General features: G+C 70.4%; 28 protein-coding genes. 16 read left to right on the top strand and 12 right to left on the bottom strand.

Going from position 1 to position 24,639, the window contains the following annotated elements; all coding sequences use genetic code 11:
* The first annotated feature begins 12 nt into the window (after positions 1 to 12).
* The 7 genes from ACFQ9Z_RS18625 (at position 13) to pqqE (ending at position 5,640) form a co-directional block, all read left to right on the top strand.
* Positions 13 to 474: an MSMEG_3727 family PQQ-associated protein gene (locus ACFQ9Z_RS18625; RefSeq protein WP_143632651.1), complete on the top strand. Its 462-nt coding sequence runs from the start codon at positions 13 to 15 to the stop codon at positions 472 to 474.
* Positions 475 to 496: 22 nt separating this feature from the next.
* Positions 497 to 2,206, top strand: a complete 1,710-nt coding sequence (locus tag ACFQ9Z_RS18620) for a PQQ-dependent dehydrogenase, methanol/ethanol family (RefSeq protein WP_383018364.1) — start codon at positions 497 to 499, stop codon at positions 2,204 to 2,206.
* 47 nt (positions 2,207 to 2,253) lie between these two features.
* Positions 2,254 to 2,349 carry a pyrroloquinoline quinone precursor peptide PqqA gene (gene pqqA / locus ACFQ9Z_RS18615; RefSeq protein WP_100829469.1) on the top strand — a complete coding sequence of 32 codons (96 nt, stop codon included), beginning with the start codon at positions 2,254 to 2,256 and terminating at the stop codon, positions 2,347 to 2,349.
* A 146-nt stretch (positions 2,350 to 2,495) separates the two neighbouring features.
* Entirely contained in the window at positions 2,496 to 3,383 is an 888-nt protein-coding gene (gene pqqB / locus ACFQ9Z_RS18610; protein WP_383018359.1) for a pyrroloquinoline quinone biosynthesis protein PqqB, read from the top strand.
* Between the two features lie 4 nt (positions 3,384 to 3,387).
* Positions 3,388 to 4,083, top strand: a complete 696-nt coding sequence (gene pqqC / locus ACFQ9Z_RS18605) for a pyrroloquinoline-quinone synthase PqqC (RefSeq protein ID WP_383018356.1) — start codon at positions 3,388 to 3,390, stop codon at positions 4,081 to 4,083.
* Positions 4,084 to 4,088: 5 nt separating this feature from the next.
* Positions 4,089 to 4,418, top strand: a complete 330-nt coding sequence (gene pqqD, locus ACFQ9Z_RS18600; RefSeq protein ID WP_383018353.1) for a pyrroloquinoline quinone biosynthesis peptide chaperone PqqD — start codon at positions 4,089 to 4,091, stop codon at positions 4,416 to 4,418.
* Positions 4,411 to 5,640: a pyrroloquinoline quinone biosynthesis protein PqqE gene (pqqE, locus tag ACFQ9Z_RS18595; RefSeq protein WP_383018350.1), complete on the top strand. Its 1,230-nt coding sequence runs from the start codon at positions 4,411 to 4,413 to the stop codon at positions 5,638 to 5,640. The genes pqqD and pqqE overlap by 8 nt, the downstream gene beginning before the upstream one ends.
* Here pqqE and ACFQ9Z_RS18590 read toward each other — a convergent pair.
* From ACFQ9Z_RS18590 to ACFQ9Z_RS18575, 4 genes are all read right to left on the bottom strand, one after another.
* On the bottom strand, positions 5,530 to 6,069 hold the full coding sequence (locus ACFQ9Z_RS18590) for a manganese efflux pump MntP family protein (RefSeq protein ID WP_383018347.1): 540 nt from the start codon (positions 6,067 to 6,069) through the stop codon (positions 5,530 to 5,532). The two genes, pqqE and ACFQ9Z_RS18590, sit on opposite strands and share 111 nt — an antisense overlap.
* Before the next feature lie 139 nt (positions 6,070 to 6,208).
* Positions 6,209 to 6,958, bottom strand: a complete 750-nt coding sequence (locus ACFQ9Z_RS18585) for a transposase family protein (protein ID WP_383018343.1) — start codon at positions 6,956 to 6,958, stop codon at positions 6,209 to 6,211.
* A gap of 114 nt (positions 6,959 to 7,072) precedes the next feature.
* The gene (locus ACFQ9Z_RS18580; RefSeq protein WP_381952119.1) at positions 7,073 to 7,528 is read right to left on the bottom strand and encodes a VOC family protein; all 456 of its coding nucleotides are present in this window, start codon (positions 7,526 to 7,528) and stop codon (positions 7,073 to 7,075) included.
* Positions 7,529 to 7,867: 339 nt separating this feature from the next.
* Positions 7,868 to 8,176, bottom strand: a complete 309-nt coding sequence (locus ACFQ9Z_RS18575) for a hypothetical protein (RefSeq protein ID WP_383018338.1) — start codon at positions 8,174 to 8,176, stop codon at positions 7,868 to 7,870.
* Between the two features lie 755 nt (positions 8,177 to 8,931).
* Here ACFQ9Z_RS18575 and ACFQ9Z_RS18570 point away from each other — a divergent pair.
* Complete coding sequence (locus tag ACFQ9Z_RS18570) at positions 8,932 to 10,146, top strand: MFS transporter (protein WP_383018335.1); 1,215 nt, start codon at positions 8,932 to 8,934, stop codon at positions 10,144 to 10,146.
* Positions 10,147 to 10,252: 106 nt separating this feature from the next.
* Here the strand turns inward: ACFQ9Z_RS18570 and ACFQ9Z_RS18565 are convergent, their stop codons facing one another.
* Positions 10,253 to 11,131, bottom strand: a complete 879-nt coding sequence (locus ACFQ9Z_RS18565; RefSeq protein ID WP_383018332.1) for an NAD(P)H-binding protein — start codon at positions 11,129 to 11,131, stop codon at positions 10,253 to 10,255.
* A 63-nt stretch (positions 11,132 to 11,194) separates the two neighbouring features.
* Between ACFQ9Z_RS18565 and ACFQ9Z_RS18560 the strand changes: the two genes are divergently transcribed.
* Positions 11,195 to 11,791 carry a TetR/AcrR family transcriptional regulator gene (locus tag ACFQ9Z_RS18560; protein WP_383018329.1) on the top strand — a complete coding sequence of 199 codons (597 nt, stop codon included), beginning with the start codon at positions 11,195 to 11,197 and terminating at the stop codon, positions 11,789 to 11,791.
* A 179-nt stretch (positions 11,792 to 11,970) separates the two neighbouring features.
* The gene (locus ACFQ9Z_RS18555) at positions 11,971 to 12,261 is read left to right on the top strand and encodes a hypothetical protein (protein ID WP_383018326.1); all 291 of its coding nucleotides are present in this window, start codon (positions 11,971 to 11,973) and stop codon (positions 12,259 to 12,261) included.
* Between the two features lie 277 nt (positions 12,262 to 12,538).
* On the opposite strand, the gene ACFQ9Z_RS18550 is transcribed toward ACFQ9Z_RS18555, so the two are convergent.
* Entirely contained in the window at positions 12,539 to 13,411 is an 873-nt protein-coding gene (locus ACFQ9Z_RS18550; RefSeq protein ID WP_383018323.1) for a GyrI-like domain-containing protein, read from the bottom strand.
* A gap of 415 nt (positions 13,412 to 13,826) precedes the next feature.
* Between ACFQ9Z_RS18550 and ACFQ9Z_RS18545 the strand changes: the two genes are divergently transcribed.
* From ACFQ9Z_RS18545 to ACFQ9Z_RS18535, 3 genes are read left to right on the top strand one after another with little or no spacing between them, the layout of a single operon-like run.
* Positions 13,827 to 14,654 (top strand): FAD binding domain-containing protein, encoded by an 828-nt coding sequence (locus ACFQ9Z_RS18545; RefSeq protein ID WP_383018319.1) that lies wholly within the window; start codon positions 13,827 to 13,829, stop codon positions 14,652 to 14,654.
* Positions 14,651 to 17,368: a molybdopterin-dependent oxidoreductase gene (locus tag ACFQ9Z_RS18540; RefSeq protein ID WP_383018316.1), complete on the top strand. Its 2,718-nt coding sequence runs from the start codon at positions 14,651 to 14,653 to the stop codon at positions 17,366 to 17,368. Before ACFQ9Z_RS18545 ends, ACFQ9Z_RS18540 begins: the two co-directional genes overlap by 4 nt.
* 6 nt (positions 17,369 to 17,374) lie before the next feature.
* A complete protein-coding gene (locus ACFQ9Z_RS18535; protein WP_383018313.1) occupies positions 17,375 to 18,349 on the top strand; it encodes an antibiotic biosynthesis monooxygenase in 975 nt (324 codons plus the stop codon).
* A 450-nt stretch (positions 18,350 to 18,799) separates the two neighbouring features.
* Here ACFQ9Z_RS18535 and ACFQ9Z_RS18530 read toward each other — a convergent pair whose 3' ends face one another.
* Positions 18,800 to 19,162 (bottom strand): ArsR/SmtB family transcription factor, encoded by a 363-nt coding sequence (locus tag ACFQ9Z_RS18530; RefSeq protein ID WP_383018310.1) that lies wholly within the window; start codon positions 19,160 to 19,162, stop codon positions 18,800 to 18,802.
* A gap of 192 nt (positions 19,163 to 19,354) precedes the next feature.
* Positions 19,355 to 19,729 carry a hypothetical protein gene (locus tag ACFQ9Z_RS18525; protein ID WP_383018307.1) on the bottom strand — a complete coding sequence of 125 codons (375 nt, stop codon included), beginning with the start codon at positions 19,727 to 19,729 and terminating at the stop codon, positions 19,355 to 19,357.
* A 307-nt stretch (positions 19,730 to 20,036) separates the two neighbouring features.
* Between ACFQ9Z_RS18525 and ACFQ9Z_RS18520 the strand changes: the two genes are divergently transcribed.
* Complete coding sequence (locus tag ACFQ9Z_RS18520) at positions 20,037 to 20,321, top strand: cupin domain-containing protein (protein WP_383018304.1); 285 nt, start codon at positions 20,037 to 20,039, stop codon at positions 20,319 to 20,321.
* 77 nt (positions 20,322 to 20,398) lie between these two features.
* Here the strand turns inward: ACFQ9Z_RS18520 and ACFQ9Z_RS18515 are convergent, their stop codons facing one another.
* Positions 20,399 to 20,761 carry an STAS domain-containing protein gene (locus tag ACFQ9Z_RS18515; protein ID WP_383018301.1) on the bottom strand — a complete coding sequence of 121 codons (363 nt, stop codon included), beginning with the start codon at positions 20,759 to 20,761 and terminating at the stop codon, positions 20,399 to 20,401.
* Positions 20,758 to 21,282, bottom strand: a complete 525-nt coding sequence (locus tag ACFQ9Z_RS18510; RefSeq protein WP_383018298.1) for a PP2C family protein-serine/threonine phosphatase — start codon at positions 21,280 to 21,282, stop codon at positions 20,758 to 20,760. Before ACFQ9Z_RS18510 ends, ACFQ9Z_RS18515 begins: the two co-directional genes overlap by 4 nt.
* Before the next feature lie 244 nt (positions 21,283 to 21,526).
* Here ACFQ9Z_RS18510 and ACFQ9Z_RS18505 point away from each other — a divergent pair, with 244 nt between their 5' ends.
* Positions 21,527 to 22,654: a PP2C family protein-serine/threonine phosphatase gene (locus tag ACFQ9Z_RS18505; RefSeq protein WP_383018295.1), complete on the top strand. Its 1,128-nt coding sequence runs from the start codon at positions 21,527 to 21,529 to the stop codon at positions 22,652 to 22,654.
* 69 nt (positions 22,655 to 22,723) lie between these two features.
* Here the strand turns inward: ACFQ9Z_RS18505 and gvpJ are convergent, their stop codons facing one another.
* The gene (gene gvpJ / locus ACFQ9Z_RS18500) at positions 22,724 to 23,116 is read right to left on the bottom strand and encodes a gas vesicle protein GvpJ (protein ID WP_383018292.1); all 393 of its coding nucleotides are present in this window, start codon (positions 23,114 to 23,116) and stop codon (positions 22,724 to 22,726) included.
* A gap of 378 nt (positions 23,117 to 23,494) precedes the next feature.
* Here gvpJ and ACFQ9Z_RS18495 point away from each other — a divergent pair, with 378 nt between their 5' ends.
* The gene (locus ACFQ9Z_RS18495) at positions 23,495 to 23,929 is read left to right on the top strand and encodes a VOC family protein (RefSeq protein WP_383018290.1); all 435 of its coding nucleotides are present in this window, start codon (positions 23,495 to 23,497) and stop codon (positions 23,927 to 23,929) included.
* Between the two features lie 77 nt (positions 23,930 to 24,006).
* On the opposite strand, the gene ACFQ9Z_RS18490 is transcribed toward ACFQ9Z_RS18495, so the two are convergent.
* Positions 24,007 to 24,498, bottom strand: a complete 492-nt coding sequence (locus tag ACFQ9Z_RS18490) for a hemerythrin domain-containing protein (RefSeq protein WP_383018287.1) — start codon at positions 24,496 to 24,498, stop codon at positions 24,007 to 24,009.
* Between the last annotated feature and the right edge of the window lie 141 nt (positions 24,499 to 24,639).

Here is a 24,639-nt window from a genome sequence, read left to right as displayed (position 1 = left end):
AGAGAAACCCCGATGACAATCGCGCAGGAGCGAGCCGACCTGCTGGACAAGCTCGGGTTGGCCGCACAGAACAAAGCAGCGCTGGGTCAGGTGCTGGGAACCGGAAGTATCGGGCAGGCCGCCGAGCAGCCGGACGGCAGCATGAAGGCGACGATTCGCATCAACCCGGATGAGCTGACCTGGGATCCTTCCATTCTGGTCATGCCCCATGGAGGCGACATCGAGCTTGAGCTCGTCAATGACGACCTGAACACGCACTGCGCACTTCTGCCGAGCAACGGCGACAGGAAGTTCATCTGGCTGGTGAACCATTCGCACGGACACGCGCACCTCAACCTCGACGGCCCGGGCTACTACTGGTTCGCCTCGCCCACGGGCAACGACGAGGGCCGGGGGCTCACCGGATCCATCGTGGTGCTGGGGGACGCTCCGCCGGAGGCTCGCCTGGACCGTCCCGAACAGCCGCAGCCCTGAGCCGAAGTAGGAGGTGGACGAAATGACCGTCGACTACGCCGATTACGTCGACGCGGGTGAGGCTGTCGATCAGGGGCTCCTGAGCGGCAAGGTCGCCGGCGGGGACGTCGCGCCGCCGGTGGTGGCCGGTGTCGACTACGAGCGGATACTCAACGCCCGCCAGGAACCCCACAACTGGCTCACCTACTACGGTGCCTACGACGGGCAGCGGTACAGCCCGCTGGACCAGATCAACACGGAGAACGTCAAGCGCCTCGTCCCGGCATGGGTCTTCCAGGCCGGCACGACCGGTCTGATCGCGGGCGCGTCGACCTACTCCTTCGAGGCCGCCCCGATCGTCGTCGACGGAGTCATGTTCCTCTCCGGTTGGGACGGCTGGGTCTGGGCCCTGGACGCGAAGACGGGTGTGGAGATCTGGCGGTACAAGCACGCCGTCCCCTTCGACGTGTCCTTGTGCTGCGGGAACGTGAACCGCGGGGTCGCCGTGGCCCAGGGAAAGGTCTTCTTCGTCACGGCCAACGCCCGTGTCCTCGCGCTCGACGCCACCACCGGCAAGCGGCTCTGGGACAAGACCTACGGAGACGTCCGGGCCGGGGAGAGCGCCACGCTCGCCCCGCTGGTCGTGAAGAACATGCTCATCGTCGGCAGTTCCGGCGGCGAGTTCGGCGTACGGGGCCACCTCGACGCGTTCGACCTCGAAACCGGCGAGCACCAGTGGCGGTGTTACACGGTGCCCAAGCCCGGCGAGCCCGGCTCGGACACCTGGCCCGCCGACGGCGAGGCCTGGGCCCGGGGCGGGGCGAACTGCTGGATCACCGGCACCTTCGACCCGGAGACGAACCTGCTGTACGTGGGCACCGGCAACCCTGCGCCCGACTTCGACGGAGGGGTCCGCGAGGGCGACAACCTCTTCACCGACAGCATCATCGCCGTGGACGTGGACAGCGGCCAGATCCGCTGGCACTACCAGTGCACCCCGCACGACCTGTGGGACTACGACAGCATCGGCGAGTGCATCCTCTTCGAGCAGGACGGGCGCAAACTGCTCGGGCACTTCGACAAGAACGGCTACTTCTTCGTCCTCGACCGCACGAACGGCGCCAGGGTCGGGATCACTCCCTTCGTCGACCGCATCACCTGGGGGGCGATCACGAGGGACGGACAGGTGACGGCCAAGGTGTACCCGGACAAGGAAGGAGAACCGGTCCACTTCTACCCGGGTCCGGCCGGCGCCAAGGAATGGACCCACGCGTCCTACAGCCCGAAGACGGGGCTCTTCTACGTCCCGGTCCAGGACACCGGTGCCACCGCCACCCGGCGGCGCCGGGAGTTCAAGGAGAGCATTCCCTACTGGGGCGCCGGTGTTCAGGTGGACATCGAGGACATGGCAGGGTCCGTCAGCGCGTTCGACGCGGGCGGCGAGGAGAAGTGGCGCTGGCGCAACGAACTCCCGATGTGCGCCTCGACGCTGGCCACCGGCGGCGACCTGGTGTTCGCCGGCGAGGCCTCCGGGGAGTTCAACGCGCTCGACGCCCGCACGGGGGAACTGCTGTGGCAGTTCCAGTGCGGAAGCGGCCACCACAGCAGCCCGACCACCTACATGGTCGACGGCAGGCAGTACGTGGCCGTGCCGGTCGGCTGGGGCGGATGGGCAGAGGGATTCCTCCCCGGCATGCTGGGCGCGGGGCACGGAAGCGCCCTGATCGTCTTCGCCCTCCCGGAACCGGCGTAGCGCGTGACCGGAGCCTGCCGTGATCCCGGCAGAGAGGAGGTGAATCCATGGAGTCCCAGCTCGCTGTGTGGGAGACGCCCGAGTTCGACGAGATAGCGGTCGCGGCCGAGGTGACCATGTACCTCGCTCGGTTGGAGGACTGACGGATCGCGGATGCGGGGCGGCGCCGGGACTGTTCCGGCGCCGCCCGGCGGCCCGGAAGGGCCACGGACGGCCGCGCCGGGAGGGACCCGGGACCTCGAAGTGTCGGGAGGACCCGGGTCCGTGATGAACCACGAAGGGAGCCGACGTGTTGCTGCGAGTGCTGGGCTCGGCGGCGGGGGGCGGCTCCCCGCAGTGGAACTGCGGCTGCCCGGTGTGCGCCGCGGTCCGCTCCCGGCCCGGTCTCGCGCGCACCCAGTCGTCGGTCGTGGTCAGCGCCGACCGCCGCCGGTGGTTCCTCATCAACGCCTCGCCCGATGTCCCCACTCAGATCGAGGACTTTCCCGGCCTGCACCCGCACGACGACCGGACGACGCCGCTGGAGGCGGTGCTGCTCACCGACGCCGAGCTGGACCACACGCTGGGTCTGCTCCTGCTGCGCCAGGCCCGCGCGCTGCGGCTGTACGCCACGGCGACGGTGCACAAGACCCTGACCGACGGCTCGGGGATCCTGCGCACGCTCGAGCGCTACTGCCCGGTCGAGTGGCGGGCAGTGGTCCCCGGCACCGGCCTCGCCCTGGCGGACGGGCTGTCCTGCCGGGCGTTCGACGTACCCACCACCAAGCGCGACCGGTTCGAAGCCGGGCTGGACAGCGGCCGCGTCGTGGGTTACCGGCTGACCGACGAGCGCAGCGGGGGAAGTCTGGTGTACCTGCCCGGGGTGCAATCGCTGACGGAGGCCGTGCGCGCGGAGATCCGGGGCTGCGCCTGCCTGCTGATCGACGGGACCTGCTGGCACGACGATGAACTCGTACGGCTCGGCCTGGCCGGCAAGACGTCACGGGAGATGGGCCACCTGCCCATGGCGGGCCCGGACGGCAGCCTGGCGCAGCTCCCGTCACTGAGCGTGGGACGGACGGTCTTCGTGCACATGAACAACACCAACCCGGTGCTCCTGGAGAACACGCCCGAGCGGCGTGCGTTGGAGGAAAGCGGCATGGAAGTGGCCATGGACGGCCTAGAGGTCCAGGTGTAGAGCCGTGACGACGACAACCACCACCGGCGCCGACGGTTTCGTGGACACGTTGCGGGCCCACTCGCGGCGCTACCACGACCAGCACCCGTTCCACGTCCGGATGAACGCCGGCCGGCTGAGCCGCCGACAGATCCAAGGCTGGGTGGCCAACCGCTTCTACTACCAGGAGAGCATCCCCCGCAAGGACGCCGCGATCCTCTCCAACTGCCCAGACCTCGAGGTCCGTCGCCGCTGGATCCGACGGATCGTCGACCACGACGGCACCGCGGCGGGCGAGGGCGGCATCGAGGCGTGGCTGCGCCTCGCCGAGGCCACCGGGCTGCCCCGTGACGAGGTCCAGGACCACCGGCACCTGGTACCCGGGGCGAGGTTCGCCGTCGACGCCTACGTGAACTTCGCCCGGACCCGTCCGTGGGTGGAGGCGGTGGCGTCCTCGCTGACCGAGCTGTTCGCACCCGACCTGATGGCGGCGCGGCTCGCCGCGTTCGAGCGGTGGTACCCGTGGATCGCCCCCGAGGGCCTCGCCTACTTCCGCGCCCGCCTGGAACAGGCCCCCCGCGACTGCGAACACGCCCTGGAGGTGGTCACCGCGCACTGCCTCTCCGCCGAGTCCCAGGCGCGCGCCGTCGACGCGCTGTCGTTCAAGTGCGACGTCCTGTGGAGTCTGATGGACGCCATCGACCAGGCCTACCTGGAGTGAACCCCATGGACCCGACCCGAACCGGCACGACCCAGACCAGCGGTACGACCCGGCCCGGCGCCGGGGTGTCCGGTTCGGACCGGCCCCGGCTGGCGGCCCACGTCCGGGTCGCCTTCTGCCGGACCAGGCAGCGTAAGGTCCTGCTGCACCCCGAGACGGTGGTGGTCCTGAACGGCAGCGGCGCGGCCATCCTCGAGCTGTGCGACGGACGGAACACCGTGGCCGAGATCGTGGCCCGACTGGGGACGCGCTATGAAACCGTCCCCGAGGACGAGGTCCGGCAGTTCCTGGCCCGGCTCGTGGCCCGGCGCTGGGTGGAGCTCAGCGATGGATAGCCCGTTCGGACTGCTCGCCGAGCTCACCTACCGCTGCCCGCTGGCCTGCCCGTACTGCTCCAACCCGCTGAACCTGGCCGACTACCGGGACGAGCTGACCACCGGCGAGTGGCTGCGGGTGCTGACCGAGGCCGGGGACCTGGGAGTCCTGCAGTGCCACCTGTCCGGCGGGGAACCGCTGCTCCGGCACGACCTGGTGGAACTCGTGGCGCACGCCCACACCCTCGGCCTCTACACCAACCTCATCACCAGCGCCCTCGGGTTCTCGCGTCCGCGGGCCGAGCGGTTGCGGGCGGCCGGCCTGGACCACGTGCAGATCAGCATCCAGGCCGACGAACCGACCGCGTCCGACCGGATCGCCGGGATCCCGTCCTTCCGGCGCAAGGTGGAGGCGATGGGTCTCGTCAAGGAGCTGGGGTGGCCGCTCACCGTGAACGTGGTGCTGCACCGGCACAACATCGACCGCGTCGCCGACGTGCTCGCTTTCGCCGAGAAGGTGGGCGCGGACCGGCTGGAGTTGGCCAACACCCAGTACTACGGCTGGGCCTGGCGAAACCGCGCCGCGCTGCTGCCGGGCAGGGCTCAGCTCGAAGCGGCCGAGGCCGTCGTACGGGCCGCCGGCGAGCGGTTGCGGGACCGCATGGACATCATCTACGTCATCCCGGACTACTACAGCCGTTACCCGAAGCCCTGCATGGGCGGCTGGGCCTCCCGGGCACTGACGGTGACGCCGAACGGCGACGTCCTGCCCTGCCCGGCCGCCCAGTCCCTGCCGTTGCCGCGGGCGAGCGTGCGGGAGGACCCGCTGGAGCGGATCTGGGCCCAAGCCCCTGTGATGACCGCGTTCCGCGGTACCGACTGGATGCCGGAACCCTGCCGGAGCTGTCCCCGGCGGGAAGTGGACTTCGGCGGGTGCCGTTGCCAGGCGTTCCTGCTCACCGGCGACGCCGGCCGCACCGACCCGGTCTGTCACCTGTCGCCCGACCACGGCCTGGTGGCCCGGGCGGTCGAGGCCGCCAACGCCGGCTCGCGGGACGACAGTCTTCCGCTGGTCCCCCGTCCGCACCGCCCCGGTCCGCCGTCTGTCGCGTCTGCCTCCTGGCGGAGCGGGTCAGCCGCCGAACCACAACGGCAGCGCCGCAGCGGCGATGATCAAGGTGACCCCGCTCAGCAGGTCCGAGCGGATCCGTACGAGGCGCGCCGCGGCCCGGCCGAGCTGTAGCCCGACCAGTGACATCGCCGCTGTCATCGCGCCGAAGGCGGCGGCCGAGAACCACGGCGAGAGCCCGAGGACCCCAAGGCTCGCCCCGGCCAGCAGGTTGTCCAGGCTCAACGTCAGCGGTATGCCGAACAACGCCCACGGCTGGTCCAAGTCCTCCGGCTCGGGGCGTCGGAGGGACGAGATGACGAGGTAGAGGCCGTATCCGCCGAGCGCGGCCGCACCCACCACATCGGCGACGTCCCCGATGGACTCACCGATCTCGTGACCGATCAGCAACCCGACCAGGGGCATGACCGCGTCCCACAGCCCGAAGGTCAGCGCGACCTGCACCGCGCGCCGGAAACCGAAGGGGACCGTGCCGAGTGCGATCGATACCCGGAAATTATCGAAACTGAGTACAAAACCCAGCGCCAGTATTTCCCAGATCATGGCGAGACCACTGCCCGATGGCGGCCGGCGCCGTAAACGACTATGCCTCGGCTAGCGTGCACCATAGTTCTATAGAATATCTCAGACGGCTCGCACAATAAACGCGGTCAGGCGCTCACAAAAGACTCCCTGAGGTCTTTCAGCGCTGCCGCTCCAGAGTGAGGACGGCCGCGGAGATTGACGACATTCGATTCGGGCTGCACCGGGATCGGCGGAAGATGCGCCAGGACTTCAAGCATGCGACGCCGCGCTCGATCGGTGCCCGTGCCGCGGACAGAGCGCGATTGACGGTTTGCTGGGTCGGCGTGAGGTCACGGCCCGGCGGGCGCCTGATGGGTGTCATCACCCATGGGCCAGCTCCCATGTAGGCGCGGTCGGCGAGGATGGGAACGCCCTGACGCTCGCAGATCCGGATGATCCGGTGGGCGCGGGCCGCGGTCAGATCATGGGCGCGGCCGGGCAGAGCAGGCGAGATCCACAGCAGCTGCCCGACCGGGTCGGTCACCACCTGCACGTTCACCCCGTGCCTGCGGTGCTTGTGGGAGAAGTCTGCCCGGCTGTCGCCGACCCGGTCGCACTCCGCCAGGGTGCCGTCGAGCAGGACGTAGTCCGGTTCCGCCTCGCGCAAGGCGCGCAGCAGGCCGGGTGCGCGGTCGGCGAGCAGGTCGACGACGGCTGTCGTGTAGGCGTGAGCGGTGCCGACGGAGATGCCGAACCCGGCCGCGAGCTGGGCGAGGGTGTCGTGCCCGCGCAGGTACACCAGGCCGACCAGGGCACGCTGGGGCGGTGGGAGCTTGCAGCGGCGGTCACCCTCACGGGTGACGATGAGCATGGTCACCCACTCGACCAGGCCGTGAGGCAGATCGAGTGCGGCAGAATACGGAACCAACGGGGCTTCTGTGCCTGTGGGTTGAGACGTCGAACACCTCCCCCAACGGCACGGGAGTCTCGTGCGTTGCGGGCACCGATCCCGTCACCCGATCAGTCGCCCCGCTGAAAGACCTCAGTGAACGCAGAACTCGTTGCCCTCCGGATCCTGCATCACGACGAAACAGGAGCCCGATTCCTCCGACTCCTCGACGCGTAGCCGGGACGCACCAGCGCTCTCCAGTCGCGCCACCTTGGCAAGGACGCGCTCCTTGCGGGTTGCGAACGGGACACCGCGCCCACCGCTCACGCCGAGGTCGAGGTGGAGCCGGTTCTTGGTGGCCTTGGGCTCGGGCACCTGCTGGAACCAGATCCGCGGTCCGACACCCTGTGGATCGACGACGGAGTCACTGCAGTCACCCGTGCCTAGCTCCTCCTCTGACAAGCCCTGGTCCAACCAATACGCGCGCCAGCTGGCGAAGGGCGCTGGTGGCGGCTCGACTTCGTAGCCCAGCGCTGCGGCCCAGAACGTCGCGAGTCGCTCCGGCTCGGCACAGTCGATGGTCAGCTGGAGTCTGGGATTGGTGATCATCGGCCAACACTACCGGCCGCCTGCGGGGCCCCGAAATCAGTACCTTCCCTGCCTATCCCTTCCCTCCAGGCGAGCTACACCCACCTTCAATCCGGCTGTCCGGCTGTCCGGTGAGGCTCCTCACCTGCATAAACAGTCCGGACAGCCCAGCAGCCGACCCGCCACGAGAACTCCGGCGAGACCACCGATCCCACTCGTGAGCAGCACCCCCGACATCGTGTCCGCTCCGATCCCGGCGACAGCGTCGCTGACAGGCACCACGAACGTGAGGAGCGCGCTGCATGAAGCCCGAAACCGCGAGCGCCACCGTTCCGGGCACCTGCAGACAGGCCCCGGCTGTCACCCCTGGCCGGCGGCCTCACGGATCAGCGGCTCGAATTCCCGCCGCACATAGGCGTCGAAGGGCTCCGTCAGCGCGCCGTCGATCACCCGCCGCACCCGGTGCTTCCCCGCGAACTCCTTGAGTGCGGCGCGGGAGTCCTGCTCCACGCCCCCTCCGATGATCAGAACCCCGAACTCCTCGGTCTCCAGAAGTTCACGGGCCTCCTCATCCGTACTCACTCCCTCCGCGTCGAAGCCGTCCGCACGCAGCGTGGCCAGCACCTCCGTCACCCTGGCGGGCGTCCTCCCCAGCACCAGCGTCCTCATGACCGCTCCTCTCCGATACGTCGACATCTGCACTCCCGAACCTAGAAGCTCAAGCAGACTTGAGGTCAACCCCGAACCGACCGGCTGTTCCCGCCCCCACGACGGCGGCTACCGGCGCGCCATGGCTTCCTCCCCGGCCACGCAAGGGAGACGTCTACGGCGGCAGGTCAGCCGAGCAGGCCTACCAAAAGCGCCCCGCGGAACAGGAGGGAGCGCGGGCACCGTTTCACCGGTTCGGACAGGCGGTGTCTCGATGCCCGAGCTCCAGTCTGCGGTGCGGTCGTCCACTGTGGCCGAAGTGATCGTTCTGGTGACGGTGGTCGCCCGCCTGGATGGCGGTCGGACCGTGGAAGGTACAGTCCGCGAAGAGGGCTGAGGCGTCACCCGGAGCGATGGGCGCGCTGTCGATCGGCGCGCGAAGCTCCGCGGGCCTTCGAAAGCTCCGCGGGCAGCCGGGCACGTCCGGACGGTGCCCCCTGGTGGTTGGTGTGCGAGTCCCCGCGGCTATCCTTGCTCACCGGTCAGGGCCGACCGTACCGGCCAGGGTGTCCGCGCCCGGTCGAGACGCTGCACATCACCGGGCGATCTTGGAATGGATGCCTTCGCTCCATTGCTGCATCCCTATGGGCTCACCCTCTCCCCAGGGCGCTTCGGGTCAGAACGACTGACGCCGACCGGGCGAGGAAACCGCGGACGAGTCCGTACCGCCCTGCTCCTGGCCCCGGCCCGTCGTCTTCGAAAGGTTCTCCTGCACCATGCCTTTGGCTCTGCTGGCCCTGGCTGTCGTCGCCTTCGGCATCGGCACGACCGAGTTCGCCACCATGGGGCTGCTGCCCCAGATCGCCGACGGAATCGGTGTGTCCGTACCGCACGCCGGCAATGTCGTGTCGGCTTACGCACTCGGCGTCGTCGTCGGCGCGCCACTGCTGACAGGCATATGCGCGCGTGTCCCGCACAAGCGGTTGCTGCTGCTCCTGACCGGCCTTTTCGTGATCGGCAACACGGCGTCGGCCCTCGCCCCCGACTTCGGCACGCTGTTCGCCGCCCGCTTCCTGGCGGGTCTGCCGCACGGCGCGCTGTTCGGCGTCGGCGCCGTCGTCGCCTCCCGGCTGGTCGCTGCGGACCGGGCGGCACGCGCCGTCTCGAAGATGTTCCTCGGACTCACCATCGCCAATATCGTCGGGGTTCCGGCCGCCACGGCCCTCGGGCAGCATCTGGGCTGGCGCTCCGCCTACGGCGCGGTCGCCGTCATCGGTCTCTTCGCGATGGCCGCGCTGGCGGCCTTCGTCCCGCACCAGCCGCGCGGGGAGCAGTCCGGCATCCGGCACGAACTCCGGGCCATGGGCAACAAGCAGGTCGTCATCGGTCTGGCCACGGCCGTCGTGGGCTTCGGCGGATTCTTCGCCGTGTACAGCTACCTCGTCCCGATGCTCACGCACCTGACCGGAATCTCCGACGCGTCGACGACCTGGGTGCTCGCCCTGTACGGCGTCGGCATGACGCTGGGCACCCTGATCGCCGGACCGCTCACCGACCGCGCACTGCGCCCGACGATGTACTGGGGACTCATCCTGCTGGCCGCGGCCCTGGTCATCTTCTTCTTCGCAGTCCACAGCACCGTTCCTGCCCTGGTGACGATCACATTCATCGGCGCGATGGGCTCCCTCATCACCACCCCCGTCCAGATGCTGCTCATGGCCAAGGCCAAGGACGCCCCGACGATGGCGGCGGCCTCCAACCACTCGGCGTTCAACCTGGCCAACGCGGGCGGCGCCTGGCTCGGCGGCTTGGTCATCTCGGCCGGTTGGGGCTGGGCCGCGCCCAACCTGGTCGGCGCGGCGCTCGCCGTGGCCGGTCTGGGCCTCGCCTTCACGGGCGGTGCCATGGACCGGGGTCGACGGCGCTCCCAAGTGATCACGCAGGCGTCGCCGGCGGCCGAGCGTGAGACACCGGTCACCGCCGCGGACTGACCGGGCGAACGGGATTCGACGTCCCCGGCGGGGCGTCGCGTCCGGCAGGTCCCTTGAGACGGCGGACCGAGGGCTGCGCCCCGGGGCGCCGGCGCGGTCGACGAGGTTACGAGCCCTGCGTGAACGCGCCGGCGTGGTCGACGGCCCACTGGCGAAACGTTCGCGGCGTCGTCCCGAGGATGTCGGCCACCGCAGTGGTGATGTACGCGGGCTGTCCGACCGCCGCACTCCACGCGGCGAGGAGCATCTCGGCGGCCGGGCTGGGCGCCGTACCCCCCGACAGTCTTCGGAACTCGTCCGGCGTCATTTCCTCGAATGCGATCCGGCGCCCCAGGGCGTCACCGATGACGTGAATCTGTGCGGCCTGGGTCAGCGACTCGGCGCCCGTGAGGACGTAGTCGCCTCCCGCGTATCCGTCCTGGCAGAGCGCGCGTGCCGCGACGGCTGCGATGTCGCGGTCGTCGACCGGCGCAGACTCGGCGGCGCCGTACGGCCACCGGACGACTTCGCCGGCCCGGATCGCGGGCGCCCACCAGGCCAGCGAGTTCGACGCGAACATCCCCGGCCGGAGAATCGTCGACTCGAGTCCGGTAGCCGCGACGAGCCGCTCGATTTCGGCGTGCAGCACCGCCATGGGATTGGGCTGCTGGAAGAAGGGGTGCGGCGTCCGATGCGGCGAGGAGAGGAAGACCACCCGCCGCACGTGGGCCGCGAGCCGCTCGACGACTGGCTCGACGGTCTGAGGTGGGGCGGTCCAGACGAGGAAGACGGCACCGGCGCCACTCAATGCCGGGTCCAGCGACTCGGGCACGGTGAGGTCGCCGGTGAAGACCTCGGCCTTCCCCGGCAGCGTCGCCGCCGCCTCGGGGCGACGGGTGAGGGCGCGGACCGGCACGCCCGCGTCGAGGAGTTGGTTCACGACAAGGCGGCCGACCCGGCCCGTCGCCCCGGTGACGAGGACGGGAGGAGTGTCTGTCTGCTTCATGCCGCCCATCGAAACGTTACTCGGTTAAAAAAGCAACTGGGTTACGAATGTTACGGTGGTCAGATGAGTGAGCCGACGGGACTGCGGGCCCGCAAGAAGGAGCGGACACGCGACGCCATCGGCGACGCGGCCGTCTCGCTGTTCCTGGAGCACGGCTTCGACCACGTCTCGGTCAACGACATCGCCGCAGCCGCGGAGATCTCCAAGCCGACCCTTTTCCGGTACTTTCCCACCAAGGAAGACCTGGTGCTGTACCGATTCGCGGACCACCAGGGCGAGGCGGCACGCGTCGTACGTGGCCGCGAGCCCGGCATCGAGCCGGTGACGGCGCTGCACCAGCACTTCCGGGCCGGCCTCGATGGGTGGGACCCCGTCACCGGCCTCAGCGATCACCCCGAGGTGGTGGCGTTCCATCGCTTGGTGTTCACGACACCGAGCCTGGCGGGACGGCTCACGCGCTACCAGCTCGAGGACGAGGAGGCGCTGGCGGAGGCCCTCGGCGGAGGGATCCAGGCACGCCTGCTGGCGGCCCAGGTCCTCGCGGTCCAACGGGTGCTCGCCCGGACCAACTGGCAGAAGATCGCCGACGGCCGCACCGCCCTCGACGTCCACCCCGAGGCCGTAGCCGATGCCGACCAGGCATTCAGGCGGCTGCGGTGACAGGCGACGCTCCCTGACCTTCCGACGGCCGGACGTCGTCCTGGCCGGTCCGATTCGCCCGAGTCCCTGCGAAGCGGCGCGGGTTGAGGAAGGACGCCGGGCGATGACGGCACGGATGCGGGCGACGGCGAGGACGATCGCGGACCGCTGAACGGCGTTCGGCGGGGTACACGGCCGGCATGGCATCCACGACCGATCTCATGTCCCTGCGGGCCGTGCGGCAACTGCGCCGGATCCGAGCCTTCTACGCGGTGGGCGCCCTGCTGTGGGCCGCCTCGACCGCCTGGACGGCCTGGCACTCTCCCGGGAGCCGCCAGATGTGGGTATCCGCCCTCCTCCTCATCATCTTCACTGGCCTCCTGGCCGCGGCCGCCCTGTGGCTGCAGCGCTGTCAGGCGGCAGGCCCGGCCGGCCCCGCGCATCACGCGGCGTCGTCGAAGGCGAGCCGGCCGCGCCACGCGCACGCCTGATCCCCGGGGGCGCCGGCGGGGGCGGAGGTTGCCGACGTCCGGCTCGCGTTCGGCCCGCGCGCGAGCTGTGTTCGGCCTGGGGCCGAGTCGCGTTCGGCCCGCGCCCGAGCCGCGTTCGGCCTGGGCCCGGCTCGCGGTTCGGGCGGGGACGGCCTGCTGGCGGCCCCCGCGCGAGCCGTGGACGGTCCTTGGACGGCGGCCGTCCGTGGTCACCCGCTTCCCACACGCCCGCCCAGATCACATGAAACCCGGTCGGCCGACCGGTGCGAGGCGGTGATCAGGGCGTGCTGCGGGTCACCGGGATCCACAGTTGCGCGGCGCAGTGGGCCGGGTCGTCCGGTGCCTGCTCGGTGCGCAGGATCTCCGGGCCGGGACGGTACTCGTACGGGTTGGACGGGATCCACCGGGCGGCGACGTCACCCCACATCTGCTGCAGCGCCTGCGGGAACGGCCCGGTGTTCTCGAACACCGCCCAGGTGCCCGCGGGACAGTCCAGCACGTCCAGGTCCTCGGGCAACTCGGCGGCGCCTGTCACCACGGCGTGGTAGTAGTCCAGTTCGCTGCCCTCCTCGAAGCCGTCCGTCAAGCGAACGGTCGCTGACACCACGCCCTTTGGGTCCTGGTCGGATAGGTCGGCGATCCGCCGCATCGTCTCCGGCGGGATGTCCCGGACGTGCTCGGCGATGTGCGGGTTGACGCCCAGGTGGATCAGCGGAACGCGAGCCTTCCTGCCGACCACCCGGAACGCTTCCTTCTCAACGATGCGGTACCGCATGGTGCTGAGCCCTTCGACGGTGAGACGGAAGGAGAGCCGGGGCTGCGCGTTCAGTGCCGCGCCGGTACGCCTGGCCGCACCGGGACCGACGCCGTGCACCGCGCGGAACGCCCGGGCGAAGGCCTCGCCCGAGGTGTAGCCGTAGCGCTGGGCGATCTCCAGCAAGGTCGGTTCACCGGCCAGCACCTCGGCACCCGCCACGGTGAGCCGCCGACGCCGTACGTACTCCGACAGCGGCATCCCCGCCAGTGACGAGAACAGCCGTCGGAAGTGGTACTCCGACGTGAGCGTGATCCGGGCCAGCGCGGACACCTCGATCTGCTGGTCGAGGTGATCTTCGATGTGCTCCATGGCCTGGTTCAGCCGGTCCAGCAACCCGGGCCTCCTTCCCTTGTGATCACCAAGGCTAGGGAGATCCCGGCCTGCCGCACCCGACATCCTGTGCCCGCTCCGGTCGGGTGGGCAGGCCCTGTTCCGGTCGGGCAGGCCCCTGCGCCGGGCGGGCAGGTCCTGTGCTGGACCGGTGGACGCTCCGGCGGGGCGCGACGCGTCGCGGCGCCGCGCCACCGCTTCCCGAACCGTTCACGTCCTCGGGCCCCCGTCGGCGTGCTGCGATAAAATGTGCCAAAAGTGTCTGTTCCGGCCGCCCTCTTGCGCCTCCGCCGCCCCGAACGGCAGGGCGCGGCGGCCGGCGTCTGCCTCGCCGGCGCGGATCGGCTCCGGAGGCGTCGCAGGACAGCCGCCCGCACGGTCGTCCTCCGCATGCCCGTTTCCTCGTAGGTCGGTTCTCATGGACCTCAACACCATCACCGAAGTCGTCCGGAGACCGTCCGAGCGGCCAGGCGCCGACTGGCACGAGGGCGACGCCTGGCTCGCGGGCGGGACGTGGCTCTATTCCGTGGAGCAGCCGGACCTGCGACGGCTGATCGACCTGACGGCGTTGCGCTGGGAACCTCTCGCCCGGACCGAAGAGGGCCTGGAGATCGGCGCCACCTGCACCATTCGCGACCTGTACGCCTTCTCCTGGCCGGTGCACTGGACCGCCGGGATCCTCTTCCGCACGAGCTGCGAGGCGTTCCTGTCCTCGTTCAAGGTCTGGAACACGGCGACCGTCGGCGGGAACATCTGCATGTCCTTGCCCGCCGGCCCGATGATCACGCTGACGGCCGCCCTGGACGCGCGGTACGAACTGTGGGCGTCCGACGGCTCCGTACGCTTCGTCGACGCCCTTGACTTCGTCACGGGCGACCACCGCAACGTCCTCGCTCCCGGGGAGATCCTCCGGCGCATCACGGTTCCGGAGCACGCGCTGCGCAGACGGACCGCGCACCGCCGCTTCACGCTCACCCGGCTCGGCCGTTCGACGGTGTTCCTCGTCGGCACCCAAGGACTCGGGGGGAGCGACCTGTCGCTCACCATCACCGCCGGCACGACGCGGCCGGTCCGCATCGCCTTCGACTCCCTGCCCGACGCCCGGATCGTGCGGCAGAGCGTCGACGCCGTGCCGGACGGCCTCTGGTTCGCCGATCCCAACGGGACGCCCGACCATCGTCGGCACCTGACACGGCACTTCGCCGAGGAGATCTGCCGTGAACTCACGGCTGGGGACCTCGTATGAGCTACACAGTGAACGGCAAGAGGTTCGACCGGGAACCGGCCCCCGGTCAGTGCCTGCGCACCTTCCTGCGCGAACTCGGCCACTTCGGCGTCAAGAAGGGATGCGACGCCGGTGACTGCGGCGCCTGCACGGTGTGGCTGGACGGCGAACCGCTGCACAGCTGCATCACCCCCGCGTTCCGGGCGGACGGCCGCGAGGTGACCACGATCGAGGGCCTCGGACGGCCCGGCGCCCCGCACCCCGTGCAGCGGCGGTTCGAGGAGGCCCCGGGGTTCCAGTGCGGATTCTGCACGGCGGGGATGATCATGACCTCGGCCACCTTCACCGAGGAGCAGAAGGCCGACTTGCCGCGGGCGTTGAAGGGCAACCTCTGCCGCTGCACCGGATACCGGGCGATCGAGGACGCCGTACGGGGCGTCGGCGCGGTGGAGACGGCGGCACCGGGCCGGGCCGTCGGGACCAGCGTCGGCGCGCCCGCGGGCCATGACGTGGTGACGGGCCACGCCGAGTTCACCATGGACACGTGGATCGACGGCATGCTGCACCTCAAGGTGCTGCACTCACCCCACGCGCACGCCCGGATACTCTCGATCGACAAGAGCGCGGCCCTCGCCGTCCCCGGCGTGCACCGGGTCTACACCTGGCAGGACGTGCCCCGCAGACGCTTCACCACCGCCATCCACACCGACCACCTGGTCGACCCGGACGACACCTACATCCTCGACGACACGGTCCGCTTCGTCGGCCAGCGCGTCGCCGCGGTGCTGGCCGACACGGCCGGGGCGGCCGAGGAGGGCTGCCGCCGGCTGGCGGTCGAGTACGAGGTGCTGCCCGCGGTGTTCGACCCCGAGGCCGCGATGGCCGACGGCGCACCCCAACTGCACGGCTCGGACGATCCGTTCGTCCGCGACCCCGTGCACAACATCCTGCTCGAACTCCATTCCCACATCGGCGACGTCGACGCGGGATTCGCCGTGGCCGACGTGATCCATGAAGGCACGTACTTCTCGCCACGGGTGCAGCACGCGCATCTGGAGACCCACGGCTCGATCGCCTGGATGGAGGACGGCCGGCTCAACGTCCGCACCAGCTCGCAGTCACCGTCGATCGCGAAGGTCAAACTGGAGTACCTGTTCGCGCTGCGCCCGGACCAGCTCAGGGTGTTCTGCAAGCGCGTCGGCGGCGGATTCGGCGGCAAGCAGGAGGTGATCGCGGAGGACCTGGTCGCGCTCGCCACCCTGGACACCGGACGGCCCACCTGCCTCGAGTACACCCGGGAGGAGGAGTTCACCACGGCGCCGCCCCGGCACCCGATGACCCTCACGGTCAGGCTCGGTGCGAAGGCCGACGGAACACTCACCGCCTTCCAGGTGCGCAACGTGTCGAACACGGGCGCCTACGGCAACCACGGCGGCGAGACGGCGTACGCGGGCGGGGCCGCCGTCATGATCTACCGCTGCCCGAACAAGAAGTACGACGCGTACTCGGTCTACACCAACACCGTGCCCAGCGGGGCGCTGCGGGGCTACGGGATGACACAGCCGGCGTTCGCCGTGGAGTCGGCGATGGACGAACTGGCCCGCGCCCTCCACATCGACCCGCTGGAACTGCGTCGGCGCAACATCGTGCGGCCGGGGGAGCCCCTGGTCGCCATGGACGACGGCCCCGACGACGTGGTCTTCACGGAGGACGGACTCGCCAAGTGCATCGACCTGGTGGGCGAGGCCCTGGCCCGGTCGGCCGACCGGCCGCCTCCCGGGCCGGAGTGGCTCGTCGGCACCGGCGTGGCGAGTTCGCTGCACGAGACCGCGCCGCCCACGGAACACCTCTCCGAGGCCTGGGTCACGCTCGGTGACGACCTGGTGTACGAACTTGCCGTCGGCACAGTGGAGTTCGGGGAGGGCACCTCCACCGCCCACGTCCAGATCGCGGCCGAGCAGCTCGGCACGACGCCGTCGCGCATCCGGCTGGTGCAGTCCGACACCGACCGCACCGGATTCGACACCGGCGCCTTCGCGAGCGCGGGCCTCTTCGTGGCGGGCAACGCGGTCCTGAGGGCGGCCACCGCCGTGCGCGACCGCATCCTGGAGTTCGCCGCGGCGCACACGGGCGTCCACGTCGTGATGTGCACGCTGGACGACGACGGTGTCGTCTGCGGCGAGCGGCGGGTGTCGCTGGCCGAACTGGTCGCGCTGGCCCGGGCACGCGGCATCCGGTTCACCGCGGCACGCAAGGCCTACGGCTCGCCCCGGAGCGTCACCTCCAACACGCAGGGCTTCCAGGTGGCGGTGCACCGCGTCACGGGGGAGATACGCATCCTGTACAGCGTGCAGGCGGCGGACGCCGGCGTGATCATCAATCCGGCGCAGGTCAGGGGCCAGGTGGAGGGCGGGGTCGCCCAGGGCATCGGCTTCGCGCTGACCGAGAACCACCACGTCGACGACGACGGCGTCATGGTCAACCGGAACCTCCGGAACTACCGCATCCCCACCTACGCCGACGTCCCCCGCACCGAGGTCCTCCTGGTGGACACGGCGGATTCGGTGGGACCCATGCGGGCGAAGGGCATGGCGGAGTGCTGCATCAACCCGGTGGCCCCCGCGCTCGCGAACGCGGTGCACGACGCGACGGGCATCCGCTACCGCGCGCTGCCGCTCACTCCGGAACGCATCTACGGCCGGCTCCCCGCGAAGCAGTCGGTACCGGCAGGTTGAGCCGCCATGAACACCGAGCGGAACGTGGCCGCCGCGGCGACGGCCATCATCGGCCAGAAGGTCCTGCCCGGCGCGGAGCGGGAGTTCGAGTCGTGGCAGCAGGACCTCAACGCCGCGGCCGCCTACTACCCGGGCTTCCTCGGCGCCGAGGTGTCCCCGCCGACCCCGCTGCAGCCCGACTGGGTCGTCGTGTACCGGTTCGACTCGGTCGCCCACCTCCAGACGTGGATCAACAGCGCCACCAGGCAGACGTACCTCGACGTCGGCACCAAGTACTTCGACGGCCCGGCGACCCAGCAGGTGGTCAGCAGCGGTACGCAGTCACTGGATCCGCTGGTCACCGTGGTGGTCACGCACCGGGTCCCGCCGAGCCAGGTCGACGACTTCCTCGACTGGCAGAACCACATGGTGCGCGAGGAGAGCAAGTTCGAGGGGTTCCGCGGGACCGAGCTGTTCCGTCCGATCGAGGGTCTCCAGGAGGATTGGACCACGCTGTACCGCTACGACAACGCCGAACACCTCGACGCCTGGCTGACGTCGCCCCAGCGGCAGCAGGTCCTGGCCGAGGGCGAGAAGTTCAAGGACTTCCACCTGCGCACGATCGACAACTCGTTCGGCAGCTGGTTCGCCTTCGAGGGCAACGGCAAGGAGGCGCCGCCGCGGCCCTCCGAGACCAGGACCTCCCTCGCCGTCTGGGTCGGCCTCTACCCGACCGTGGTCCTGCTGACACTCGCGCTGTTCCCGCTGCACATGCCGCTGTGGATCGGCCTGCTCGTGGGCAACCTGCTGTCGAGCTTCGTCATGAGCTTCCTGACCATGCCCTACTACGTGAACCCGCTGCTCGGGCGCTGGCTGCGGCCACCGCCGGACGAGCCCGCGACGAGGACCAACCTCCGCGGCCTCTGCGTCGTCGCGGTGGCGATGGCCTTCTGGGCCGCCGTCTTCTACCTCGTCACGGTCCGGTTCTGGACGCTGCCCTGACCGGCTGCCGCCCCGCGGCCGTCGGCTGAGCGGCAGCGGGGACCGGACCGGTCACGTGGCGGACGCGCCGGCCGGCCGGATGCCGAGCCGGTCGGCGCGACCGCCGTCAAGAGGAGTTGCGCTCGATGAGCCAGGCCACGGCGCGTCCGCCCACGACCTGGGTCGTGGGCGGACGCGCCTACGGCCGGCCCTGCCGGGGCGGGCGCAGGCAGCGAGCCCCCGTCAGCGCGTGCCGTAGCGACTGCGCAGGGCGGTGGTCGCGAAGAAACCCGTCGCGGCGGCGGTCATGAGGGCGCACAGGGAGAGGAAGAAGGTGTTGCGGTGCATCGGCCGGCCTTTCTCGCATCGGTCTTGGCTGCCCTGCACAACGCCGAGGGCCCCGCTTTCGGCTCGTCCGCGCCGCACGGACAACCCGCATGGACGCGTCCGACGGGTGCCCGGTGCCTCCTGTCAGCCCTGTGCCGCCGTCGCCCGCGGCGGCGCGGTCTCGCTCTGCTGCAGTTCGGCCAGGAGCTGGTTGCGTCCGGCCAGAAGCTCGGTGAGGATGCGGCGGGCCGCGCGCAGGAGTTCGGCCACGTCGCCACCGGCGAGCGCGTACGTGACGGTGGAGCCCTCCCGTACGGACACCACGATGCCCGCGCGGCGCAGCACGGCGAGTTGCTGCGAGAGGCTGGACGGCTCGATCTCGATGTCCGCGAGCAGGTCCCGCACCGGGACCGGGCCGTGCTGCAGCAGTTCCAGCACTCTGATGCGCGTGGGATGCCCGAGCATTCGGAAGAACTCCGCTTTGGCTTGGTAGAGGGGGACCTGCATGGCGTTCTTCCTGCCTGTCTGGTGGCCTCTCATGGCGCGGCGCTGCCCCGGGGACACAGCCGCGCCATGAGCCTGCCTCTGCATTTTTCTCGGTCCGGGCGACTGCTGTTCATGAATTGTCGTCCTCTCCATGTGATGGCTTGAAGAAGTCTTCAATTCCTAGGCATGCGTCGGCCCGGCCTGAAGGGCCGGCTACACCTCGAGTTGCGTCTCGATCCGTTTGAGCTGGTGGCGTGCCATGGCCAGGTTCGAGCGGGCCTTGTCGATCACGAGGTACAGGAACAGGCCGTTCCCGTCCCGGCCGGCCACCGGCCGGATGAGGTGGTACTGGGCGTCCAGCGTGATCAGGATGTCCTCGATCCGGCTCTTGAGGCCCAGCAGCTCCATGGTGCGCACCTTGGCGCGGATCACGTCCGTGTTCCCCGCCGCGGCGACCGTCAGGTCCAGGTCCTTGCCCCCGCCCAGGGTGCCCAGGGCCATGCCGCTGGTGTAGTCGACGACGGCCGCCCCCAGAGCGCCCTCGATCCCGGTCACCATTTCCTTCAACGCCACTTCCACGGTCGCCATCGGCGCCCTCCCCTTGGTTGATCGGCTGCGGCCGGCTCCGTTTCCGGGGCCGCCTGTGAACGCACCGTATGCGCGCCGGATCGCGCAGGGACGAGCCTGCTCGGGAAAGACCCAAGATGATCGGCGAGCGCTCTTATGTGGTTATCCGTCGATCGGTTTTGCCAAGTCGCGGTCACCCGGGATCAAGGTGCCGAGGGCCGGAGCGGCCGGGCGGCGCAGGGCGAGGGACCCGGCGACTAGCCTGCTCACCTGGGGTGCTGCCGCCCGCGGGCTCGCGGCACCCGCGCCGACGACGAGGAGAGCGACGATGACCACCACGGCCCGCGCGAGCGTGCAGCACGAGGACGAACGGGTGCGCGTCACCCGCTGGGACTTCGAACCCGGACAGAGCACCGGCCGCCACGTCCACGAGTACGACTACGTGGTCGTCCCAGTCACCGACGGGCGCACCGACGTGATCGGTCCCGACGGCACGATGACCCCCTCGCGACTGAGGGCGGGCGAGTCCTACGCCCGCCCGGCGGGCGGCGAACACGAGGTCGTCAACGCCGGCTCCTCCGCGCTTGCCTTCGTCGAGATCGAGCTGAAGTAGTACGGCGCGGTGACGCCTCCGCCGAGCGCCGCCTCCCGGTGCGGGGCCGTGCTCGCCGCCGGCCGGTCGGCCCGTGGTCAGGCCAGAGCCGCGTCGACGGTGGGGAAGGCGGGCAGGACCTGGTCTATCCCCGTGGTGGACAGCATGCGGTGCACGGTGGTGCTCGGCGCGATCAGCGCGAGGCGGGCGTGGGTCCGGGCGGCGGCGTGGTGAGCGTCGACGAGGCTGTTCAGGCCGGAGGAGTCGAGGAAGACAGTGGGTCCGAGGTCCACCAGCACGGCGACCGCCTTCGCCGCGAGGGCGTGGTGGATGACCGCGTCGAGCTGGTCCGCGGTGCGGTGGTCGAGATCACCGGCCACCTCGATGACGTACGTCGCCGGGGCCGCCTGGTGCACGCGTAGCGTCAGACCCGTGCGGTGGGGAGCGGGGTGCTGTGTCATGGCTGTCGCTTGCCGATCGTCAAGGAGTTGAGTCTGTGCCGGTGCCCGGCGCGCCATTCGGCCAGCAGGACGGTGGCGTCGTCCAGGCGGCCGGCGTGGTGGTCGAGGACGGCGCGCATCAGCCGGCGCAGGGTCTGCTGGGCGGAGTGGTGGCGGACGACGTAGCCGACGAACCGGTCGCGTCCGAACTCCCGGCCCTGGGCGTCGCGGGCTTCGACGATGCCGTCGGTGTACAGCAGCAGGCGGTGGCCGGGCTCTCGCTGGTGGTGGCACTCGGTGACGGGCAGTCCGAGGTCGGTGCCCATCGGGCCGGCGGGCGGGCAGCCCAGCCGGGTCACCCGGCGCCGGCCGCGGACCAGGAGCGGCAGCGGGCGGCCGCCGTTCACCCAGGTCAGCCGCCCGCTGTCCAGGTCGAGCTCGGCCAGGACGCCGGTCACGTACCGGCTGGTGCCCAGGTGCTGGGCCAGCACGCTCTCGAGCCGCTCCCGGCTCCGCTGCACCTCGGGATCCGCCGTCACCATCGCGGCACCCCCTGTCCGGCCGTGAAGGCGCCGACGGCCGAGTACCCGCGGCCGCGGTCGTCGAGTCACGGCTTCCATCATGGCGGCTCGACCCTGGCACCGCGCGCAGGGACGAGGCGGAGAAAGAGACCCGAACGGACGGGGCCGCCCTCCCGCACGAATGGGCCCGGTGCTCCGGGCCGGCGCGGACGTCGCTCGGCCAGGCGGGCGCGTGCCGTGCGGCGGAGGTACAACGGTACGTGTGATGTCGAGGCGCGCGTCGGTGGGCCGTCTCCTCGGGCAGCCGCCGGGCTACGGGCTGGTCGTGGTACCCCTCGCCCTGATCCTCGTGATCACGGTGGTGGACCTCCGTTCACCCCAGGACGTCCACCTGGGCCCGTTCCTGGTGATCGCACCGGCCCTCACCGCCTCGCTGGCCGGTCCTCGGCCGACGGCGCTGGTCGGGGTGCTCGCGGTGGCCGCGCAGACGCTCATCGCCGTCTTCCACGGCGGACTGACCACGCTCAACCACCTCGCACAGCTCACCGCGCTCATCCTGCTCTCGGCGCTGGTGGTCTTCGTCTCGCAGGTGCGCGACCGGCGCAGCCGGGAGCTGATCCGCGCGAGATCCGTGGCCGAGACGGCGCAACTCGTGCTGCTACGGCCACCGCCCCGCCGGATGGGACCGCTGCGGGTGGCCTGGATGTATCTGGCAGCCGAGGACGAGACCCGTATCGGAGGAGATCTCTTCGCGATCGCGCGCACCGACCGCCCGGGCAACCGCGTGATCATCGGAGACGTGCGGGGCAAGGGGCTGACCGCCATCGGCGAGGCGTCCATGCTGCTGGGCGCCTTCCGCGAGTGCGCTCACCAGTACGCCACGCTGCCGGAACTCGCCGCGGCCCTGGAGGCGAGCGTGTGCCGGTACCTGGCGGAGTCGGCGGAGACCGACCGGGACGCGGACGAGCACTTCATCACCGCCCTGCTGCTCGACATCCCCGACGAGGGCTCACAGGTGGAGATGATCAACTGTGGTCACCCACCGCCGCTGCTGCTCCACGATCATCACCTCACGGTCCTGCACCCGAGGCGCCCCGTACCCCCTCTGGGCATGTGCTCGCTGTCCGCCGCCGGCCACCGGGCCGACCCGTTCACCTTCGAGGCCGGCGACACGCTGGTGCTCTACACGGACGGCGTCGTCGAAGCCCGCTCGCCCGCGGGCGACTTCTATCCGCTCACCGAGCACGCCGCCCTGGCCAACCACTCCAGCCCGGAGTCCCTGCTGCGCCACATCCACAGCGACCTCGTCCGGCACGTCGGCCATGAGCCCAACGACGACGCCGCCCTCCTGGCGATCGAGCGCTGCCCGGGCCATCAGCACCACCGGGCGTGAGCGACGAGCCCTGGGCGGCGGTCGGCCGAGTCGGGCGAGTCGGGCTGGTCTGGCGAGTCGACCGGGGAGTCAATCGCCGCCGGCGCGCACTATCCGCTCACCCTCACGCTTCGTGCCCTCGACGTGCGCCCGCTCGGCGTCCTGGGGTGTCTCCGCGGCGCCGGACAGGGCGCCCTCGGTCCCGCCGCGGGCGCCGGACTCGGTGAGCTGTCCCGTGACGTCCGTGAGCCCGGCCGGCCGGTGCGGCCCCGCTTCCAGGTCGAGGCGGTTGCACGCGTCGGCGAAGCGAAGGTAGGTGTCGACACTGGCGACCACGACCCGCACGTCGACCTTGAGTATCTCGATGCCGACGAGCGAGACCCGGGCGAACGCGTCGATGATCAGTCCGCGGTCGAGCACGAGATCCAGGACGTCGTAGAGACCGCTGGATCCGCCGCCGCTCTGCTGTGTCGCCACGGTCATCGCGACCAACCCCTTGTCACCCGTCTTCGCGAGGCCGCCGACGGCGGCCACGCCGGTTTCGCTGCGATGAAGCCTTACGAGTGCGGGTAGCCACCGCCCGCCACGGCCAAACCGCTCACACCCTCCACCAAGGGTGGAGGGTCCGCGTCCGTTTCGCGCCGCTCGGCGCATCCGAAACGCCGGCGCACCGGGAAGGAGTGGCTGAGGGTTCGGGCCGCGTGCCCGTTCGAGCGCCCGCCTGTGTGAGGGATCCGGGAGGCGGTGCGCTCCCGGGCCCCGACCGGCGGTGCGGGGCCCGGTCCGACCCTGCACGGACCTCTCGACGTGCTTGTCGAAATCGCCGGATGAGCAGCGTGGTCTCTCTGTTATGGTGCGCCGATGTCAGCGATCAAGCAGTTCCAGGTCACGTTCGACTGTGCGGAACCCGAGCGCGTCGCCCGCTTCTGGTGTGAGGTGCTGGGGTACGTCGTACCGCCACCGCCGGAGGGGTTCGCCACCTGGGAGGCCTACGACGGCTCGCTGCCGCCTGAGCGGCAGGGCGCGGCGTTCGTCTGCGGTGACCCCACCGGCGTCGGCCCGCGCATGTACTTCCAGCGTGTCCCGGAGGGCAAGGTCGTCAAGAACCGGGTGCACCTCGACGTGCGGGTCGGCACCGGGCTCAGAGGGGAGGAGCGCCTCGCCGCGCTCCAGGCCGAGTGCGACCGGCTGATCGCACTCGGCGCGAAGTGCGAGCAGGTGCTGCTCGCCGACGAGTACAACGAGTCCTGCATCGTCATGCAGGACGTCGAGGGCAACGAGTTCTGTCTCGACTGACGGTCTTTCCGCGACGCCGGAGTGACCCGTGGGGTCGTGCAGCCGGGCGGCGCCGGGCGTCGTGTCGGGGCGGCCGCTCAGGCCTCGACGATGCGCCGCACGTTGTCGACCGAGCCGCAGTCGGTCTTGAGCTGACGCTCGCGCTCCTCCCAGAAGGCCGCGCCCAGCTCCTCCCGGCGCTCCGGCGCCACGTTCTCGCGGGCGCCGTTGAGGATGGTGCGCTCCTCCTCGTCGGCGTGGTGGGTGACGGCCTCCACCAGCTCCTCCAGTTTGGTGTCCCACTCCTCGGAGCCGACCTCCTCCACCTCGAGGAGTGCCAGGAGGGCCTGGTTGCCTTCGTCGTGCTCGTGCTCGCCGTGCTCGACCTCTTCGTCGTCGATGTTCTTGTACCTCTTCAGAGCGGGGTAGACCTTGGTCTCCTCGGCCAGCGCATGGGCGATGAGCAGGTCCGCGAACTCGTGGAGTGCGGCAGCCCGGTCGGCCTCGACGCTGCGCATCAGGCGGAACAGGTCCTCCATGCGCCGGTGGTCCTGAAGGATGAGCTCGACGACGTCCTGTGTCTCGGCCATGTAAGGGCATCACTTCCGTGCGAAGGGCTGGGGTGATCAACGCCTACCCGCGCCGTCCGCATTGATGGCTTCGCGATTCGGCTCCTCGCATCGGAAGCCGCACACCACTCCGATAACATGTTCGAACTCGCGGTGATCACC

The organism is Streptomyces sp. NPDC056580, from assembly GCF_042793175.1.
GTDB lineage: Bacteria > Actinomycetota > Actinomycetes > Streptomycetales > Streptomycetaceae > Streptomyces.
The sequence above is the reverse complement of the archived record's forward strand: the minus strand, read 5'-3'. Positions and strand labels throughout refer to the sequence as shown.